Origin of the sequence: Nostoc sp., assembly GCF_036917395.1 — a bacterium.
Classification (GTDB): Bacteria; Cyanobacteriota; Cyanobacteriia; order Cyanobacteriales; family Nostocaceae; genus Nostoc.
Genome location: NZ_JBALDI010000072.1, coordinates 1 through 20,248, shown reverse-complemented (window position 1 = coordinate 20,248; position 20,248 = coordinate 1). Strand labels below are relative to the sequence as shown.

Here is a 20,248-nt window from a genome sequence, read left to right as displayed (position 1 = left end):
TTTCTTAAAGCAATTCGTTACTCTATATTCCGGTTTGCACCCGTAATGCATACTAACTTCTAATCATAACGGGGGAAAGGCAAGGAGGCAGAGGGTATACTTCGACTTCCTTCTCCTTCAAAGACGCTAGCGCGAACGGCTTTACTCAGGACAAGTCGCTCAGTAACCAGGGGGAAGGAGGAGAGTTTGCTATGGGGTTTGTGTAGTATCTTCCTTAGTAAAGCTTATTGTTACCAAAAAAGACGCAGTGAACTAGCGCTTTAAGCGGGTTTACTGCGTCTGTTTTATTATTGTTGTGTTAACTTGCGATCGCTTCGGGCGAGCGATTACGCCACCGCAACTGACTTTTTACGACTGGGACGCTTGCGCTCTGATTTTTTCTTTAGTCCAACCGCTTGGGCTTCGTCGCTATCTGACCCATATTGTCCGCGGATTACTTCTTTCATCGCTAATATAGCATTGTGAAATTCCCATTCTGCTAATCGTGCAGCATCGGTAGCAGCACGGAATAAAGTTAGTTTTTCGGTTTCGGCTTGTTGCTGCATCAACATATCCTGATAAGCTTGCAGTAAATTTGCTACAGAGGCATCAGCACGGGTTGTATCATAGGTACTGACAGTTTGCAAACCGTGTAATGAGTTAATATCTTGACTAATTGATTGAGAGGGCAAACGGCGGGTTTTATCTTGAGTAGGCATATATGCATACTGTTGTAATGGATAAGTTTAATGTGCCCATTACAACAAAAAAACTAACAGTAAATGAGATTTTTAGATAGAACAAAGTTAAGGAAACGTGAGTTAATTTTTGCAAGTCGATGCAATGGCATTGTTAGTCGAAACAATGGCATTGTCAGTCGATGCAATGGCATTGTCAGTCGATGCAATGGCATTGTCAGTCGATACAATGGCATTGTCAGTCGATGCAATGGCATTGTTAGTCGAAACAATCGCATTGTCAGTCGAAACAATCGCATTGTCAGTCGATACAATCGCATTGTCAGTCGAAACAATCGCATTGTCAGTCGATACAATTACAGCAGTTTTCATGTATTTGAACCACATCTGTTGTAGGGGCACAGCAATGCTGTGCCCAAGAGTGCGTGATCTATTTAGTTGAAAATAGCTGTAAGTAGGTAGGTGGGAAAATTTATAAGTATGTCATTACTACGACTCAGGGGCGTGATGCCCGCAGGCTTCGGATGTGCGCCGGATCGCAAATCCCAAAACCCAGATTCTCTCGTTGCAGTTTCTCAGTGGCTAGGGTAGTGAAACACACGCTCTTAGACTTTTCAAACATCCTTTAAGATGTTTCCAGGAACCAACGCCTTAATTTTTATGCTTTATAGAATGAGCTTTCTGAGTTTTGCACTCCTAACTAGTGTAAACTCCAACAAGAATTTATCAATTCCAAAGCAGTCTTGCATCATTACGACGCAGACTCCAAGCCCTAGTATTTCTGCTACGGCTGGAAGCATATAACTTAATTTTATCGTTAATTACAAGCGTAAATAGACATGATACAAGCAGCAAATCGAATAATACAGAGCTTATGGTTAGGAAATGAACTATCCTTAATGGAGCAGTTATCTATTAACTCTTTTTTGTCAAATGGGCATGAGTATCACTTATATATTTATGACGATGTTAAGAATATCCCAGAAGGTACGACTGTTAAAAATGGTAATGAAATTTTGCCAGCAGAAAGGATTTTTACTTACTCAGTAGGATGGGGGAAAGGAAGTTATGCAGGATTTGCGGATCTTTTCAGGTATCACCTCCTAAAAATTAAGGGGGGTTGGTGGGTAGATACAGACATTGTATGTCTAAAACCATTTAATTTTGAATCAGAGTATGTAATTGCTTCAAGTTGTGAACGGCAACAGGGAGAAGCTGCTAATAATTGTGTTCTCAAAATACCTAAAGATAGTTATTTGGCTGCTTATCTTGTTGAAGTCAGTGACAAAGCTGAACCAAATACTCTTAAATTCGCGGATACTGGTCCAGTCTTAATTCAAAAAGCAGTTTCTGAATTAAATTATCAACAGCATGTTGTTGGTCATGAGATATTTTGTCCAATCACATGGAGGGCTGTAAATAAGATAGTTTACAATCAAGAATTACTAACATTTCAAAAGGCTTTTCAATTAGCAAAGGATTGGATAAAACCAATAATTATACCTTCTACCAAATCGGGTATGATTACAAAGAATAGCTATGCAGTACACCTATGGAATGAGATTTGGCGGCAAAATAATTTAGATAAAAATGCAACTTATAATATAACCTGTTTATATGAGCGACTTAAACGCCAGTATTTATATAGCAATCCTAATTGATACTTAAACAGTTTCAAGATTAATTCAATATTTATACTGAATTAAACAACGACCCCTTCTAATTCCTCATCTGTCAACTCATACAATTGCCGCAACTTATCTAACTTCTCACCATCAGCTTCCCAGAAACCCCGCCCATGCGCCTCCAACATTCTCCCTAAAATATTGCGAAAAGCTTCAGGATTTGCCTTGCGTAATTTATCCGCCATCTCTGCATCTAACGCATAAGTATCAGCCGCTTGGTCATAAACCCAATCATCGGCAAAATCGGCAGTACCACCCCAACCAATTAACGCCGTCATCCGTTGGGAAATTTCAAAAGCACCACCAGAACCTTGATTCGCCATCGCTTGCGCCCATTTAGGATTTACCAACTTAGTGCGGTACTCCATTCGCAGCAAATCATCTAACTTACGCGGTGTAGTATCTTTCGAGAAACTTTCCACAAAACTGGTTGTAACCTTCTTCCCGCCTTGTTTTTCTGCTGCCCTTTTCAAACCGCCCGTATTAGCGTAATATTCTTGAATATCAGTTAAACCATATTCTACCGAATCGATTTCTTGAACAATGCGATCGCTAGTTTTTAACAAAGTATTCAACACTTCCGGTCTAGCTTGACCTTTATCTTCTCTCCCATAGCTGAATACATTGCGACTTTGCCAAGTATTCCCCAACTCCTCACCAGATTCCCAGTTACCATCCACGACGCGATCGTTCACCAAAGAACCAAAATCACCCGCCGGATTAGAAAACAATCTCGCCGATGCATTTTCCACCCCTTGGGCTTTCAAAGCTAAAGCATGTCTTTTAATAAAATTTTGATCTTCCGATTCATCAGCATCAGCCGCCCGTTGAAATAAATCATCCAACAATTCGATAATATTGACAAAACTATCGCGGAAAATCCCAGACAAATTACCCAATACATCAATACGGGGATGTCCAACCTCCACCAACGGCTTCAATTCATAACGAACAATTCTACCAGTTCCTTCCTTAACAGGTTCAGCCCCCACCAACTCCAAAAGAATCCCCAAAGATTCACCCTTAGTTTTAATCGCATCCAATCCCCATAACATCACTGCGATCGTTTCAGGATATTTCCCAAATTCATCCAAATGCTGCACAATAATTTTTTGAGCAATTTCCCGTCCCCGTTCATAAGCAGCAGGCGAAGGCATCCGATAAGGATCTAAAGCATGAATATTTCTCCCAGTTGGCAAAACACCAGCCCCATCCCTTAACAAATCCCCCCCAGGTGCAGGCGGAATATACTCCCCATTCAACCCCCTCAACAAATTCATTAACTCATCCGTAGATTGCATCAACAAATCCCTTATTACTCTTCCCTCCTCTTCTCTCTCCTCTCTGCGTTCTCTGCGCGGCAGTTGCTTCAAGTCGGGGAACCCGCCCAACGCACTGCCTTGCCTCTGCGGTTCGTTTTCTTCCTCCTCCTCCCCAAAATAAGCCTCCAAATACGCCCCCAACTCCTCCTCACTCGGCCTTTCCCCCAAAACATGCAACCCAGAAGAAAACAACCGATTTTCTAAAACCTGCAAATATTCATACAACTCCACCAAATAATCATCAAAAGCATGACTGCTAAACATCCGCACATTCTCCGGAGTAAACGCAATCCCCAACCGTTTAGCATCCTCAAACGGACAATCTGCATCCAACCCAGAATCCACAATTTTTTTACAAATCCCTTCCTTCAAGACATAATTCTTTTGTGGATCTTCCCGATACTCCGAAATCAAATCTCGCAACGCCACCAATTCCTTATACAAACCTGCCCGACCATAAGGCGGTACATTATGAGAAATTAACACACCATAACCGCGACGTTTTGCCAACATCGACTCAGACGGATTATTCGCCGCATATATATATAGATTAGGCAAATTTCCTAACAGAATATCCGACCAAGAATAACCCGTATTCCCCAAAGGAGAACCAGGCAACCATTCCACCGTCCCATGCATTCCAAAGTGAACTAAAGCATCAGCTTGAAACTCATTTTGCAACCATTTATAATAAGCGGCATATTGCGGATGAGGCGTTAAATCTCTTTCAAACATCAAGCGCATGGGATCACCTTGTATCCCCAAAGGTGGTTGTACACCTATCCACACATTTCCTAATTGCACACCGCCAATCTGAAAATCATCGCCATAAGTTTTAATTCCAGTTCCCGTCAGAGATTTCCATTGTTTTTCGATACGGGAAGTTTGCAGATATCCCAACCATTTTTCTAATGTGCGGACGTTGACAGATGCAGGGATATTCTTTGCGTCATTTAAAGATTCATCCGCTTCTTTCACCCAGCGAATCAATTCTTCCCCATCTTCTGGTAAATCTCCGACGGTGTAACCTTGTTCTTTGAGTGCATGGAGAAACTTCAGCAAACTACGCGGCACATTTAATAATGCAGCCGTGCCCACAGCACCATAACCTGGAGGAAACCCATATAAAATTATGGCAATCTTGCGTTCCGATGCAGGTTTTTGCCGCAAAGACACCCAACTTTTTACCCGACTAATTAATCGCTGCACCCGTTCAGGAACCAGATAAATATTTTCGCCCACCAAACCACCGAGGGGAACGGTATCAATAGCCCCATCCAATTCTGGTAACGCATATAACACTACACTTTGCAATCCGCCGACACCTTGGCGCGTCCACGAGGAAATATCTTGAATTAGCAGTGGTGCAGCAACAATATAAGGTACATTCTTGGCAGTGAGGATGCGCTTTGCTACTTCCACCTGACGCCCTGCTTCCATTGAACCAGCCGGGCCACCCACCAGAGGAAAGCCAATTGTCGAAACGATCGCATCCACTTTGACTGCTTCATTAGATAGTGAGGGAGTCTCGATATTACCTAGTTGTCGTTGCTGAATTTCATAGTCGGTTGTCATCAAATCCCGTACCGCCACATGTCCTTCCACGCCGTTGATGAAGATGGGTAAAGGAATTAACCCGGCTGATTCAAAACTGCGAATCAGTTGGGGAATGTAGAGTTGTTTGGTGATGACGTGTTTACGGTAAAGTAAAATCCCGATAATCGGTTTTGTAGAGACGCGATTCATCGCGTCTCCACAATAGGTTTTATACCATTCCAGATATTCACGGGGCGATTCAAAAAATCCTGGATAATCGGGATGCAGTAATCCTATATTAGGGGTTTCAATTAGCGCGGGAATATCGCCGACTTTTAAACCCAAGTATTTTTCTGCCAGTGTCCAGAATAATGAAGCGACGTTTTCTGAACCGCCAGCATTCCAGTAACCATAGATAATTAACCAGTTGCGTAAGTCTTGAACTTTTTGCACTGGTACATATTTCAGTAGTTTAGGGCCAATTTTTAAGAAGCTGATGTAACCAGCGAGTTTGTCTTCTTCTCGTCCGTTGCTAAATTTGTCGAGGATGAATTTAACTGGTTTGGGCATTCCTTTGGGTTTGTCACCAATCGCAAAGTCACCCAGCTTGGTTAAACTCATCAATTCCAAGGCTGACTCAAACACCAGACGGATGGGAATTTGGGCAATGCGATCGCGCAACCACACAACCTGGTCATAATCAAATAGCAGGCTGCCGAAAAACACATCAGCGTCATGAAGTGCTGCTTCTACCTCGGTACGTTTGCTAGTAAGATCGCGATCGCTAAATACCCGAATATCCAACTCAGGACAGCGAGAGTTAGCCAAAAAAGCTGCTTTCCTATACAAGTCAGCGTTGAACGATTCAAACCCAGCAACCAAGACGATGCGTTTCATGCCTGTAAGCTACGAAATATTTCTTTACTTAAATTTTAAACTGGCTCATAGGTTGATTGTTAAATATCTACCCACAGATTCCGGTCATTCAAGCGTACTAGTACAGAATGGCAAAAATAAACAGACCATTCGATCAGGCACAAAAGCCTGTATTATCGCTTTTCTTCCTTCTACCCCTCTGCTTCTGTGCCCCTCTGCCTTCTTGCACTAGGTAGATTTGTCATAGCTTTCTACTTTTACGAAGCGTTATTATCTTAACAATGGGGGTAACTGCTGCATTTCAATTTATTGCAACAATCACCGGATTATTTCCGATTTTGATAAATTATGATGGTTGTGTTTTTTCTTCCAAAAAATCTTGCAATCAGCGGGTTTAACCACATAGAATCTGCTTGCAATGGTCGCAGAAAAACTTATTTTACTTACCAGCGCAATAATGCTTAAAATAATGCGGACATTGCTAACAAGTACTTCAACAAATTTATTAACAAAACTTTGTCTATATAATTGGAAGAGTTTTGAACTAACGTAAAAATAAGTAAGTTGAGGATAAAATCATGAAATTCGGAATTGATAGTGGGCACAATTGTCCACCAGACACAGGAGCCAGAGGAATCAAAGTTGAGGATAATTTAACTTTAGATGTTGGTAATAGAGTTATAGCCAAGTTAAGAGCTTTGGGAAATGAAGTCGTAGTATGTAGACCAAGTAGTGCTAGTACAGTCCGGGAATCGCTTTCAAAAAGATGTTCTACAGCTAATGGGAGTAAAGTAGATATTTACGTCTCGATTCATTTTAACTCCTTTAACGGGCAAGCTAATGGCACAGAAGTATTTGCAACTAGCGATACTGGCAGAAAAATCGCTAAACCTGTATTAGATGAAATCGTCAAGTTAGGATTTTTTAATCGCGGTGTTAAGAGTGGTTCCCACTTGTTTGTTCTGAAAAATACGGATATGCCTGCGATTCTTGTAGAAGGTTGCTTTGTCGATTCGCAAAAAGATATGAATCTTTATAATCCAGAAGCAATGGCTAATGCGATCGTCAAAGGCTTAACTGGTAAAGTGTCAAGTGTTCCTGTTAACCCCGTACCAGATGAAGAGCAGAATGTAGATACTACTATTCTCAGACTGCAAAAAGCCTTAAATCGACTAAAGATAACCGATAAAAATGGTAAGGCATTAGTAGAAGATGGCTTCACCGGGGCTAATACAAAATCTACCGTAGAAAAATTTCAGACTATTGTAGGGGTTCAGCCAACTGGAATTGCTGACGAAGCTACATGGAATGCCATAAATTTAATTTTGGCAAAACGAATTCTCAGACCAAACCATGCTGGTAATGCAGTTATCAAATACTTGCAATATCGTCTAGGTGTTGAGAATGATGGCGTCTACGGGCCGCAAACAGAGCTTGCAATTAAGAACTTTCAAAAGCAAAATGGTTTAGATGCCGATGGAATTGTCGGGCCTGTTAGCTGGCAGAAATTAATTGGTTAGATTCAGGGGTAGGTATTATTCAAGGTAGATGAATTGTTGAAGTTGGTATTGGATGTCATTAAGAATATTTCTGAAAAGGTGTAGTAAACTTCCAACCGAACCTGCCCCAGTCTCAGAGCGTTGGCGCAGCCCGCCGCAGGCATCGCTGTTCATTCAGCATTAAGCAATGACAAAGTTTAAAAAGGAGGGTATCGCCTGAAGCTGTTGACCTAAAATAATGAAAATAAATAACCAGGGCGTAGGAAATCATCTATGCTGCTGACAGGAATATGTTCAACTTAACCAGGTTTGTGTTTGATAAGTATCAATCACACTTGGTCACAAGTAATTTCCTATCGCTCTGGTGCTTTTTTGGCGGTGAAGTTTCGCCAAAAGTATAAAAGTAAAGGGCTTTTCAAGCCTATAACAATTGTTACTACTTTGTTGTATAGGTAAACACAATTTTTTGGGGTTTCAAATTTATTTCCGATGTCATATTAAGCCTGGTACAACGCTAATCACTGGACGATCTAAAAAGCTGTTTTTCTCCTTATTCCATTGCCTTGACAATACCTCCAACAAGTTTTTCTTCAACTTTCCCAGGCTCGATATAGTCACCTACTAAGTAGTTTTCAAACAGAATTTGGAGTATCTGACTTTAATAATAATACAAATACGTTGGTAGGGGGGTGACATTGCCCATACGTGTCAACTTAACGTAAAAGTCTGTCTAGATAGACTTTTCAGAGATTGCCTCGTTAAGAGTCTCCGACTGGGAATGCCAGTTCGGAGGCTCCGTCTCCCTCTCCTAGCGGCAGAGCCGCCAGGGTATGCATTTCCAGTCAGAGACTGGAAACGAGGTTTTAAAAAAGTTTTATTAAGTTGACACCAATGGACATTGCCATGCCCTTACGAGAAATCTATCTGTATCTGGGTTTTCATGAATTGGTATAAGTTATTGGCGCGAGTGCTCGCTACCTTCGGCCGATATTTCCGGAATTTCAGTGCGATCGCCGCTAAAATTGAGGAAGACGCGATAATTTAATTATTTTCGTCCCCTTGCGGGGATTTTGTTAGGGAAAGATTACAACTTGGAAGGTATCTGGCAAGGCTATCTCGCAATTACAGTAAGAATCACTTGTTTCCATCCCTGTTAAGGAAAGTGGTTATGAAAAGAGTTAACTTCTGGAACCCTTACTAGGAGCGGGTTTTAGACCCCCTAATCGACACATCTCTTGATGAAGAAAAAAAATCGTCAATTTTGTAGCCTGAAAGCCTTCTTACACAAGGCATCGACGCATGTCAACGAAGTTATGCGGTTTTCAATATTCCGGCGAGATGCGTCGATGAACTTCAACACACTGATATAAAATTCAATATAATACCTTAAATCTGCCAAGTATTTAATAAATAAATTAATAATTGGGAGCGGGATAAGTTTATTTAGAGCAGTTTGGCAACTAATTAGAGAAGCATACGGCGATGCCTTCACAGTAGGCATCGCGGATTTTAGATTTAATCTAAAATCCCAAATCGAGTTACCGATTCACCGCCGCCGCTTCCCGTGCTGCTGTTGCTTGATCTGGGTGGATACCCAAGCGGGTGAGATTAATCCGACCTTTGTTATCAATTTCGCGCACTTTGATAATCACTTCATCGCCCACCGCTACTTCATCTTCAACTTTGCCAACGCGGTAGTCAGCTAGTTGTGAGATGTGGATCATCCCTTCTTTTCCAGGCAGAAATTCCACAAATGCACCTATCGGTATAATCCGAGTGATGCGTCCTGCGTAGACATCCCCTTCATGCAGCTTGCGGGTCATGCCTTGGATGATGTTTTTGGCTCTTTTGGCCTTGTTCTCATCCACAGCAGAAATTGTCACAGTGCCATCATCTTCAATGTCAATTTTAGCACCAGTTTCCTCAGTGATCCCCTTAATCGTCTTGCCTCCAGGCCCGATGACCAGACCAATCATGTCTGAATCAATCTTGATTGTTAACAGACGTGGGGCATAAGGTGAGGTTTCTATCCGGGGTTGATCGATGCAGGCAAGCATTTTTTCCAGAATGTGCAACCGGGCTGCTTTGGCTTGGTGGACGGCTTGGGAAATAACATCCAACGACAAACCGGAGATTTTCATATCCATTTGCAAGGCGGTAATTCCGGTATCCGTCCCAGCAACTTTGAAGTCCATGTCGCCCAAAAAGTCTTCAATGCCCTGAATGTCGGTCAGGATTCGCACTTCGTCCCCATCCTTAATCAGACCCATTGCTGCGCCACTGACGGGTTTGATAATTGGCACACCAGCATCCATTAAGGCGAGGGTAGAACCGCAGACTGAACCCATTGAGGTGGAACCGTTGGAGGAAAGTACTTCCGATACGATGCGAATCACGTAGGGAAATTGTTCTTTTGAGGGTAGCACAGGTAGGAGCGATCGCTCTGCTAATGCCCCGTGACCAATTTCGCGCCTTCCTGGAGAACGCATTGGCTTGGTTTCCCCGACTGAGAACGGCGGGAAGTTGTAATGATGCAGATAACGCTTATGTTGGTCTAGCTGCATGTCATCGTTGAGGTTTTGGGCATCCCCAGGTGTACCCAGAGTACAAGTGGATAATACCTGAGTTAGTTCTCGGTTAAATAAACCGCTACCGTGGACTCGCTTTGGTAAGACACCAACTAAACAAGAAACACGACGGACTTCATCGAGTTTACGACCATCAACGCGAACGTTATCTTCAACGATTTGCCGCCGCATGAAGTATTTGGTAATATCTTTAAAAGTGTTACCAAGTGCCTTACTATTTGCAGTTGCGGCAACTCGAATTGGATCTTCTTCTGGCAGTTCCTTAATCGTCGTGACAATTTCATCCTTGACGACATCTAAAGCTGCATCGCGTTCGGGTTTGGTGAAAGTAAATTGCGAGAGGATTTTCTTAATCTGGCTGCTAGCGCGATCGCGGATATAATTTTCTAGCGTCTGGTCTACTTGTGGTGGTGCTTCTTGCACTATTACTAGGCCCAGTTCTGCTACTAAATCTTGCTGCGCTTTGATTAAGTCACGCACTGCTTCATAACCAAAGTCAATTGCCTCGATAATATCTCGTTCTGGCAACTGATTGGCTCCCGCCTCCACCATGATCACCCCATGTGGTGAACCTGCTACTACTAGATCCAAATCTCCAGCTTCAATTTCTGCATAAGTGGGGTTAATAATGAAATCATCTCCCACTAAACCAACCCGCACTGCTGCCATTGGCCCATTAAAAGGAATCTGGGCAATCAGGGTAGCAATGGAAGCACCTGTAACTGCTAACACATCGGGTGGCACTAACTCGTCCATCGACAGCGTTAAGGCAATAATTTGTAGGTCATCCCGTAGCCATGAGGGGAACAGGGGACGCATGGGACGGTCTATAAGACGGCTGGTGAGAATTGTTTTTTCTGGTGGACGACCTTCTCGCCGCATGATCCCTCCGGGAATTCTACCAGCGGCATATAGCCTTTCTTCATAATCTACTGTGAGCGGAAGAAAATCGATGCCTTCTCTGGCTTGCGATCGCGTAGCCGTAACTAAAACGGATGTGTCCCCTGATTCTATCAAAACTGACCCACCAGCCTGGGGAGCTAGTAAGCCTACTTTCAGTCGAATATCCCTTCCATCGAAGGATATTGACTTGTCAACTTCTGCCATTCAGTTTTTTTTCCTTCTCTTTCGCTATTCTCTTTCTGTGGCAATCCTAACATTTATGCCCTATGACTGACTTCTAGTACATACAAAGATCAGACTTGTTGTTCAACCCAAAGCGCGATACATGATCAGCGCGTCTATCACCTATTCATCCTCTAGCTTCGCCGCACGCGGAATGCGCCCAATAATCTCAAATCCTAACGACTGCCAAAGTGTAATTGAAGGTATATTAGTTTCAAAGACCAAATTGAACATTACTGCCTTATAGCCCAGGCTTGCTGCTATCAAGAGCATCGCCTCTCCCATGAACCGCCCGATCCCCTGACCGCCAAAGCCAGGTTGTACAATAAAACCAGCGTTGCAAATATGGCAACACCGACCAGGAAAGTTTGGCTTTAAATAAAACGCCCCTAATATTTCTTTTGGTTTGTGTATAGCATCCTGAATAGATGTCCTGACAACAAAGGCATCCTTGCTTAACCAGTAAGTTGAAAATTCTACCTGAGATAGAGGTTGCTTTTGGGGATAAGTTTTACCTTCAACAATTACAAGATTGAGTAATGCTCTTACAACCTCCTGTTCCTGAGGATGCATATAATCTAGTTCAACCAGCATTCCGGTTTTTAACACTTTAATTAAGGAAAGTCTCATTATTAATAATGTTTATGTGCAATAATTACTAAAATATTTATTGTCTGCAAAATTTGACTAAAGATTTTATTGAGAAGATGCGAAAAGTAGAATAGTTGCAATTTTAGTTCATGAGTTTTGGGAAACTATAAGTAGTTAGCAAATGGCGATTTTACACGGAAATTGGTTACTAAAAAGTCAAAAGGGTTGTTTATTTATTTGGGGAGAAACTTGGCGATCGCCACGAGTGAATTTCGAGTCTAATGGATCTGAAGATATCCCACTACATCCATTGGCAATGTCATCAGTTGAGTTGAATGAGTGGTTGCCTTCACAGAACATGGCAATTACTAACTTCATCCAGCAACCTCAAGTTGCTATGGCTACTACTGGGCGAACCTCCAAAGGAGGAGCTACGCTAACGCGCAAAGCAGCAAGTGCCACTGAGATAATGCCAACGCACTCCCAAATAATTGCTCTGCCAACTTATATCCCAGAAGAAAGTAAAGAAGGAACAGTAGGGATTTTCCCTGTACATTCTGCCAGCTTGGGGCTGGATACAGACTCCCCACAATATTTGCAACCGTGGCGAGTTGAGGGTTTTTGCCTCAACCCCAGCGAGGCGGTAAAATTTCTCGCTGCTGTTCCCTTAAATGCTGCTAAAGGGGAAGATGCCTTTTTAGGAGGAGATTTACGTTTTTGGTCGCAGGTTGCCCGATGGAGTTTAGATTTAATCTCGCGGTGTAAGTTTTTACCAACAATTGACCGACAATCAGATGGTGCATTTGCTGCTAAATGGCAAGTACTCCTAGACAGTGCTGTAGATGGAACCCGCCTAGAAAAATTTTCTGTGAACATGCCGTTGGTTTGTCGTACTTATCAAGAGGGAGTGGGGAGTGGGGAGTGGGGAGTGGGGGGAGAAGAATCAATAACCAATGCCCAATGCCCAATCTATGTAAATTTCCCCATCGAACCTCAAGAATTACTTTTGGGATTTCTTAACAGTACGATAGATGCCCAAGTGCGAGGGATGGTAGGTTCTCAACCTCCAATTGAAGCTAAGGCGATGTCTACGACGGGCGTAGCTGCGGCATTACCAGCTGCGGTGCGAGAGTGGTTACAAGCTTTAACTAGTGCATCTCATCCAGTTAATGCAGATGCAGTTGAAATAGAACGACTGCAAGCGGCACTGAAGGCTTGGACTATGCCGCTACAATACCAATTAACTCTTAAAACTCTATTTCGTACCTGTTTTCAACTGCGTTCTCCGGAGTCTGGCGAAACAGATTGGACATTAGCCTATTTCCTGCAAGCGGCTGATAATCCTGAGTTTTTGGTGGATGCAGCAACTATTTGGAACAATCCAGTTGAAAGGTTGGTTTATGAAAATCGGACAATTGAGCAACCACAAGAAACATTTTTGCGGGGTTTGGGGGTAGCTTCCCGATTATACCCAGCGATGTCTGGCGACAAGGCGCAAAGCGCCTACGCACCCAGTTTAGAAACCGAATATCCCCAATCTTCTCGTCTCAACCCCATCCAAGCATACGAGTTTATTAAAGCTGTAGCTTGGAGGTTGGAAGACAGTGGTTTGGGAGTAATTTTACCTCCCAGTTTAGCTAACCGTGAAGGATGGGCGAACCGTTTGGGTTTGAAAATTACTGCCGAAACCCCAAAGAAAAAGCAGGGACGCTTAGGGTTGCAAAGTCTGCTAAATTTCCAATGGCAATTGGCAATTGGTGGACAAACTATTTCCAAAGCTGAGTTTGATAGACTTGTGGCTTTAAATAGTCCATTAGTGGAAATTAACGGCGAGTGGGTGGAATTACGGACCCAAGATATCAAAACAGCCCAAACTTTTTTTACCACTCGCAAAGACCAAATGGCGCTTTCCTTAGAAGATGCCTTACGTTTTAGTACAGGAGATACCCAGGTAATTGAAAAATTACCAGTGGTCAGCTTTGAGGCATCTGGGGCATTACAAGAGTTGATTGGGGCGCTAACAAATAACCAGGCGATCGCACCTTTGCCCACACCAACAGGCTTTCAGGGACAGTTGCGACCTTATCAAGAACGAGGTGCTGCTTGGCTGTCATTCTTAGAACGTTGGGGCTTAGGCGCGTGTCTGGCGGACGATATGGGACTCGGTAAAACTATTCAGTTCATCGCTTTTTTATTACATCTCAAAGAACAAGATGCATTAGAAAATCCAACACTGCTAGTTTGTCCAACTTCTGTTTTAGGCAACTGGGAAAGGGAAGTTAATAAATTTGCACCAACCCTGAAAATTTTGCAATATCACGGTGACAAACGCCCAAAAGGGAAAGCATTTTTAGAAGCAGCAAAAAATCACGATTTAATCGTTACCAGCTACTCACTTCTTCATCGAGATATCAAGTCATTGCAAAGTGTATCTTGGCAGATAATTGTTTTAGATGAAGCCCAGAATGTGAAAAATCCAGAGGCGAAACAGTCAAAAGCAGTACGGCAATTAGAAGCGACGTTTCGGATTGCGTTGACGGGGACACCAGTAGAAAATAGGCTGCAAGAACTCTGGTCTATTTTAGATTTTCTGAATCCAGGATATTTAGGCAATCGGCAATTTTTCCAGCGGCGGTTTGCCATGCCAATTGAAAAGTATGGTGATACGGCTTCTTTGAATCAATTACGTTCATTAGTTCAACCTTTTATACTGCGACGATTGAAAAGCGATCGCGACATCATTCAAGACTTACCAGATAAGCAAGAAATGACTGTATTTTGCGGTCTGACTGGTGAACAAGCTACACTTTATCAACAAGTTGTAGAACAATCTTTAGCAGAGATAGATTCTGCTGAAGGATTGCAACGTCGGGGGATGATTTTAGCTTTACTAATCAAACTCAAACAAATTTGCAATCACCCAGCCCAATATTTGAAACAGGCGACATTAGAGCAACATAATTCAGCCAAACTTCTGCGGCTAGAAGAAATGTTAGAAGAAGTTTTAGCAGAAAGCGATCGCGCTTTAGTTTTTACACAATTTGCTGAGTGGGGTAAATTACTTAAACCCTATTTAGAAAAACAGCTTGGGCGAGAAATATTCTTTTTATATGGTAGTACCAGTAAAAAACAACGAGAGGAAATGATTGACCGTTTCCAACACGACCCGCAAGGGCCCCCAATTATGATTCTTTCTCTGAAAGCAGGTGGTGTAGGACTGAATTTAACACGAGCAAATCATGTATTCCACTTTGATAGATGGTGGAACCCAGCCGTAGAAAATCAAGCTACAGATAGAGTATTTCGGATTGGTCAAACCCGGAATGTGCAAGTACATAAATTTGTTTGCACTGGGACTTTAGAAGAAAAAATTCATGACATGATTGAAAGTAAAAAACAATTGGCTGAACAAGTTGTGGGTGCTGGTGAAGAATGGTTGACTGAACTGGATACAGACCAACTTCGCAACTTACTAATACTTGACCGCAGTGCAGTAATTGATGATGATGCCGAATAATTTCGTAGTAAGTACTTTAGTACTTCTGGGATGCCTGCCTACGTGCTGCCAGCGCAGCTAAAAATCTTTCTTTGAGCTGCTCTGCCTGATCTTCAGCATGGGAATTAGCACCCTCCTGTCGGGCAAGGCGCTGTAACGGGGCCGAAATGGCAATCCTCTCCTGTTCGTAAGTGCGTAGAGCAAGACCGAGTTGTTCCCCATCACCTAGATCAGTATGGACTAGAACCTTAGCCAAGGTTACCACATCCTGTATGGCCATAGTTGTGCCCAATCCCAACGATGGCCGCATTGGGTGAGCCGCATCACCCAGTAGGGTCACACGTCTCAAGTCCCCCCACTGCGGCACTGGTTCCCTGTCGAAGACACCAGTTTCGATGATGGACGCAGGCTCAGTGGTTCTAATCACACTTTCAACCAGAGGAGGCCATTGCTCAAATATTTGGAGTACCGTCTCTAGCGCTGATAAACTTTTCGAGTGATTCAAACGTAGGGCTGTGCCACCCCAGGCAAGTAATTCCGTACCCGCATCCATTATCCAGAAGTTCTTTTTTTCTCCAACTACAAGTTGAAATCCAGCAGATTCAATGAACGGAGCGGCAAGTGGGGGCAAGTTTTTCCGCTTCACAATCCCCCTCCAGGTCATGGTTCCTGTGTAAAGAGGGGCACCATCTGCAACGGTAATGCTTCTCACCGCAGAGTGATAACCATCAGCACCAATTAGAAGTCGGGCACAGAAATCTTCCTGTTGACGGAATTTCAAATGCAATTGCTCTTGTCCCTGGACTGAAGTCCGAGTGAAACCGATAAGGGTATGGTTGAGATGAAGTGATACCGTCGCGGGCAGTGCTTTATAAAGACAGGTCTGTAGATTATACCAGCATAACCAGGTGAAGCCTGTCCCGGCAAGCGGGGATTCATCAGCAAAAAGAACCTCGCCATTTGGCCGCATCAACATCTGCTGTTTGGGATTCACCGCCAACTGGCGCACCTGCTGCGCCAGTTCAGTATCGATCTCCGCTAGGGCAGCATAGCCGGAATCACCCATCCCCAGGGCAGCACCAATTGGTCGCAACAGGTGGGCTTGCTCAAAAACCCCGATAGAGAAGCCAAGTCGTGCTAAAGCATGAGCGGCACAGAGTCCACCTGGCCCGGCTCCAATGATCGCGACATCTAAGACATTATCGGTCGAATTGACTTTAATCATCCCGTTCACCTTGTTCCAAAGTATGACTTTAATGATTAATTTGAACTGAGGAGCATCATCACATACGATACCAAAAAGTGGGTTATGACTAAGGACGAATGGGGCAATGCAGTGATTAATCTGAATAAAGTTTTGCTGAAAAACTAAAGTGTTGATAAAGTTAAAACTGCATTTCCCGCCAAAGACCGCGATCAATACTCAACACAAGCGCGTCTTGTAAATAAATAAGACGAGTTCAGAACACAAACTGCATTCGTAATTAAGGTTTTACGCCCCTGTATTGTCCCAAACTTCCAGTCTGTAGGTATATTTGCATATTTACAAAACTGATATGCTCCCAACTATAAGCGCTATAGTCTTAAGTAACTGTCATAAAACGATAAATCGCGCATCTATTCCATAATTTTGAATTGACTTATGACTAATTACACATTACAAGCAAGCCGCGAATGGTGGTCACAACAATGGCTAGATTTACTAGATTCTTATCGCTTTAAAAAGCGTTTAGAACGTGCGAGAAATTATGCTCGTCAAGGAAATGTTCTCAGCATCGAATTTAAAGGTGCAAAAGTATTAGCTAGGGTGCAAGGTAGTGAAGTAGAACCTTATAAAGTTTCCCTTTCCCTTGAACCTTTTAGCGATGAACAGTGGAGTTATGTAATTGAAACCATGTCCCAAAGGGCAATTTTTGCTGCCAAACTACTAGCAGGAGAAATGCCACAAAATATAGAGGAAGTGTTCACAGCTAATGGTCTTTCGATATTTCCATTTACCCTTGGTGATGTCCAGAGTAAATGCTCTTGTCCTGATAAAGCAAATCCCTGTAAACATATTGGTGCGCTGTACTATCAGTTAGGCGATCGCTTCAGTGAAGACCCCTTTGTACTATTTCAATTGCGCGGACGCACCAAAGAGCAAATTATCAGCGATTTACGTCAATTACGTAGTGCAAAAATTCAACCAAATGCCACAGAAACGCTCGATATTCAACAGTCAATTCCTAATAACAAATACTCGGTAAAAATTGACTCTTTCTGGCAATACAATGAGCCACTAGAGTCATCTTTGGTAGTGATTGCGCCGTCAATTAGCGAGACGGTATTAGATGTCTTAGGAGCAATTCCTCTAGCGAAGGAAGAGGAAAATGCAGTAAATTCAACTTCGAGTGATGTGGTAATGAAGTATTTGACTACGGTTTATACAGATGTCAGCCAGAAAGCTGTTTTAGCAGCAATGAATATGGGAGGAAGTTGACGGAATTTTAGATTTTAGATTGAATAAGTCAAAATTAAAAATCTAAACAAAGTCTTGATTTGCCTAAATTTATTTATGGATAAAGAAAGAAGATTTTCCTGATATCTGAGTCCAAATCCAGCACATCAGCGATTTCTTTGACCAAATCGCTAATTACCTCTTTGTAATGTTCGTGTTCAGGTAAAGGTGTCATAATTTCTAAAGTAGTGCGATCAGAAGCTAACCGTGCTGCCGATGCTCTCCCAAGTCTTTTAGAAGATTTTCAAACTGTTGCTAGCTAATGTCCTAAAGCATTACTCGGTCTGCTAAATTTTTGGCGACTGTCATTGTTACGACCTCCAGAATGTTTTATTGTCCAAACTCAAGCCTAGCCTGTTCTACCAAATCGGCTGTCACAATCTCTTGGTTTGCTTCACGAGCCAGTTGTTCAATTCTGGCTCTAGCTTGAGCGCGGACAAAAAAGGGAATATTTTGCAATTTTTCCTTAGCTTCAGATGTCCATTGCAAAGCATCAATAAAATTGGAATAGCTCATGGTATTAATTATATTGGTAAGTCGCTCAGTTAATCAGTAAACTATTAATTTTCTTATAAAAAAAGCCCTTGCTTTTATGCAAGAGCCTCTAAACTATTTAATTATCAGTGATGAAATAAACTTTACAACCTAGTCAAGGTCGTCCATGAACATCACTGGCTCAGTATCACGGTTAATTCCTTTCTCAAAACCACCAGCAGCAGCCCGTGCGCGACCAGCGTGCCACAAGTGACCAACTAGGAAGAAGAATCCTAGTACGAAGTGAGAAGTCGACAACCAAGCGCGAGGAGATACGTAGTTGAAGGAGTTAATCTCGGTAGCCACACCACCCACGGAGTTCAGAGAACCCAGAGGAGCGTGGGTCATGTATTCAGCAGCGCGACGAGCTTGCCAAGGCTGAATATCGTTTTTGATTTTTTCCAGGTCAAGACCATTGGGGCCACGTAGAGGCTCCAGCCAGGGACCACGGAAATCCCAGAAGCGCATGGTTTCACCACCGAAGATGATTTCACCAGTAGGAGAGCGCATCAGGTATTTACCTAGACCAGTGGGGCCTTGGGCAGAACCGACGTTAGCACCCAAGCGTTGGTCACGAATCAAGAAGGTCAGAGCCTGAGCTTGAGAAGCTTCTGGACCGGTAGGACCAAAGAATTCGCTGGGGTAAACGGTGTTGTTAAACCAAACAAAGATTGAGGCAATAAAGCCCATCAAGGAGAGAGCGCCCAAGCTGTAGGAGAGATAAGCCTCACCAGACCAGATGGATGCACGACGTGACCAAGCAAAAGGCTTGGTAAGAATGTGGAAAATACCCCCAGCAATACAGATGAAGGCAATCCAGATGTGACCGCCGACCACATCTTCTAAGTTATCGACGCTGACAATCCAGCCTTCGCCACCGAAGGGAGACTTGAGTACATAACCGAAGATCACCGCCGGGTTCAGCGTCGGATTGGTAATAATCCGAACATCACCACCGCCTGGTGCCCAGGTGTCATACAACCCACCAAAGAACATTGCTTTTGCTACCAACAGCAGCGCACCGCATCCCAAAATAATCAGGTGGAACCCGATGATATTGGTCATCTTGTTCTTATCTTTCCAGTCGTAACCAAAGAAAGAAGAGTATTCTTCTAAGGTTTCTGGGCCACGGACGGCATGATAGATACCGCCAAAGCCAAGGACGGCTGAGGAAATTAGGTGGAGTACACCGACAACAAAGTAGGGGAAGGTGTCAATGACTTCACCACCAGGACCAACACCCCAACCCTGAGCGGCGAGGTGAGGTAACAGGATCAAGCCCTGTTCATACATGGGCTTTTCAGGAACGAAGTGAGCGACTTCAAACAAGGTCATCGCTCCAGCCCAGAATACAATCAAACCAGCGTGGGCAACGTGAGCACCCAGTAGTTTGCCAGATAGGTTGATTAAACGTGCGTTACCAGACCACCAGGCAAAGCCAGTGGATTCTATATCGCGTCCAGTGCCGCCTAAGATATTTGGTCTATTAGAGAGCGTTACCACGTGGTAATACCTCCTCAGGGAATACAAATTGTTCGTGGGGTTGATCTTGAGGAGCCATCCAAGCGCGGATACCCTCATTCAGCAAAATGTTTTTGGTATAGAAGGTTTCAAACTCCGGGTCTTCCGCCGCCCGTAATTCTTGGGAAACGAAATCATAAGCCCGTAAGTTCAGGGCTAAACCGACGATGCCGACGGCGCTCATCCACAAGCCTGTGACTGGCACGAACAACATGAAGAAGTGCAACCAGCGCTTGTTAGAGAAAGCAATACCAAAAATCTGTGACCAGAAACGGTTTGCCGTCACCATTGAGTAGGTTTC

General features: G+C 43.3%; 12 protein-coding genes and 1 pseudogene. 5 read left to right on the top strand and 8 right to left on the bottom strand.

Annotated features, from left to right (window positions below; translation table 11 throughout):
* Positions 1-326: 326 nt before the first annotated feature.
* Complete coding sequence (locus V7K46_RS24365; protein ID WP_335117704.1) at positions 327-698, bottom strand: hypothetical protein; 372 nt, start codon at positions 696-698, stop codon at positions 327-329.
* Between the two features lie 63 nt (positions 699-761).
* On the opposite strand from V7K46_RS24365, the gene V7K46_RS24360 reads away from it, so the two are divergent.
* Positions 762-1,073, top strand: a complete 312-nt coding sequence (locus V7K46_RS24360) for a hypothetical protein (protein ID WP_335117702.1) — start codon at positions 762-764, stop codon at positions 1,071-1,073.
* 443 nt (positions 1,074-1,516) lie between these two features.
* Positions 1,517-2,338 carry a glycosyltransferase gene (locus tag V7K46_RS24355; RefSeq protein WP_335117700.1) on the top strand — a complete coding sequence of 274 codons (822 nt, stop codon included), beginning with the start codon at positions 1,517-1,519 and terminating at the stop codon, positions 2,336-2,338.
* Between the two features lie 41 nt (positions 2,339-2,379).
* Here V7K46_RS24355 and bchH read toward each other — a convergent pair whose 3' ends face one another.
* A complete protein-coding gene (gene bchH, locus V7K46_RS24350; RefSeq protein WP_335117698.1) occupies positions 2,380-6,117 on the bottom strand; it encodes a magnesium chelatase subunit H in 3,738 nt (1,245 codons plus the stop codon).
* 557 nt (positions 6,118-6,674) lie between these two features.
* On the opposite strand from bchH, the gene V7K46_RS24345 reads away from it, so the two are divergent.
* Positions 6,675-7,616 carry an N-acetylmuramoyl-L-alanine amidase gene (locus tag V7K46_RS24345; RefSeq protein WP_335117696.1) on the top strand — a complete coding sequence of 314 codons (942 nt, stop codon included), beginning with the start codon at positions 6,675-6,677 and terminating at the stop codon, positions 7,614-7,616.
* A 1,517-nt stretch (positions 7,617-9,133) separates the two neighbouring features.
* On the opposite strand, the gene V7K46_RS24340 is transcribed toward V7K46_RS24345, so the two are convergent.
* Together V7K46_RS24340 and V7K46_RS24335 are read right to left on the bottom strand one after the other, a co-directional pair.
* Complete coding sequence (locus V7K46_RS24340) at positions 9,134-11,290, bottom strand: polyribonucleotide nucleotidyltransferase (protein ID WP_298914094.1); 2,157 nt, start codon at positions 11,288-11,290, stop codon at positions 9,134-9,136.
* Positions 11,291-11,431: 141 nt separating this feature from the next.
* On the bottom strand, positions 11,432-11,938 hold the full coding sequence (locus V7K46_RS24335) for a GNAT family N-acetyltransferase (protein ID WP_335117694.1): 507 nt from the start codon (positions 11,936-11,938) through the stop codon (positions 11,432-11,434).
* A gap of 142 nt (positions 11,939-12,080) precedes the next feature.
* Between V7K46_RS24335 and V7K46_RS24330 the strand changes: the two genes are divergently transcribed.
* A complete protein-coding gene (locus V7K46_RS24330) occupies positions 12,081-15,416 on the top strand; it encodes a DEAD/DEAH box helicase (RefSeq protein ID WP_335117692.1) in 3,336 nt (1,111 codons plus the stop codon).
* A 16-nt stretch (positions 15,417-15,432) separates the two neighbouring features.
* Here V7K46_RS24330 and V7K46_RS24325 read toward each other — a convergent pair whose 3' ends face one another.
* The gene (locus V7K46_RS24325) at positions 15,433-16,815 is read right to left on the bottom strand and encodes an FAD-dependent oxidoreductase (protein ID WP_335117690.1); all 1,383 of its coding nucleotides are present in this window, start codon (positions 16,813-16,815) and stop codon (positions 15,433-15,435) included.
* Between the two features lie 222 nt (positions 16,816-17,037).
* On the opposite strand from V7K46_RS24325, the gene V7K46_RS24320 reads away from it, so the two are divergent.
* A complete protein-coding gene (locus V7K46_RS24320) occupies positions 17,038-17,874 on the top strand; it encodes an SWIM zinc finger family protein (protein WP_335117687.1) in 837 nt (278 codons plus the stop codon).
* 348 nt (positions 17,875-18,222) lie between these two features.
* Here V7K46_RS24320 and V7K46_RS24315 read toward each other — a convergent pair whose 3' ends face one another.
* From V7K46_RS24315 to V7K46_RS24305, 3 genes and pseudogenes are all read right to left on the bottom strand, one after another.
* Complete coding sequence (locus tag V7K46_RS24315) at positions 18,223-18,408, bottom strand: PCP reductase family protein (protein ID WP_335117685.1); 186 nt, start codon at positions 18,406-18,408, stop codon at positions 18,223-18,225.
* A gap of 129 nt (positions 18,409-18,537) precedes the next feature.
* Positions 18,538-19,929 carry a photosystem II reaction center protein CP43 gene (gene psbC / locus V7K46_RS24310; RefSeq protein ID WP_335117683.1) on the bottom strand — a complete coding sequence of 464 codons (1,392 nt, stop codon included), beginning with the start codon at positions 19,927-19,929 and terminating at the stop codon, positions 18,538-18,540.
* Positions 19,913-20,248: pseudogene (locus V7K46_RS24305) on the bottom strand (photosystem II D2 protein (photosystem q(a) protein)); the annotation flags it as partial. The pseudogene V7K46_RS24305 and the gene psbC, both read right to left, overlap by 17 nt.